The following is a 432-nucleotide window of genomic DNA, read 5'->3' as shown; positions in this document are numbered from 1 at the left end:
TGCGATTCATTGACAGTTATAGTTCCCTGCAAGCTTACCAGACCGCAACCTCCTGTTGTTGAAACAGTATAATTAAAAGTACCGGCAATAGTAGGCGTTCCGCTAATTGTTACACTATTTCCTTGTACGGTATAAGAAACACCTGTCGGAAGTCCTGCCACGATAGCTCCTGTTGCACCATTGCCAAATGTATAAACAATAGGGGAAATTGGTGAATTAGCATCTACTGCTTGAGGATTTGCTCCTAATGATAATACCAAACTGGCAATAGGATTTACCGTTACCGTCATTGTCGCTGTACTTGCACACTGGCCTGCAGCTGGCGTGAACGTATAAGTCGTCGTAGCTTGATTATTCACTGCTGGTGACCATGTTCCTGTAATACCATTCGTAGACGTTGTTGGTAAACTAAATGTTCCGCCTTGGCAAATC

At 43.5% G+C, this 432-nt stretch carries 1 pseudogene; it reads right to left on the bottom strand.

Annotated features, from left to right (window positions below):
• Window positions 1–432 (bottom strand): annotated as a pseudogene (locus tag AC4AGG_RS16820) (hypothetical protein); the annotation flags it as partial.

This window comes from Chryseobacterium sp. CG10_8, assembly GCF_058117085.1.
The sequence above is the reverse complement of the archived record's forward strand: the minus strand, read 5'-3'. Positions and strand labels throughout refer to the sequence as shown.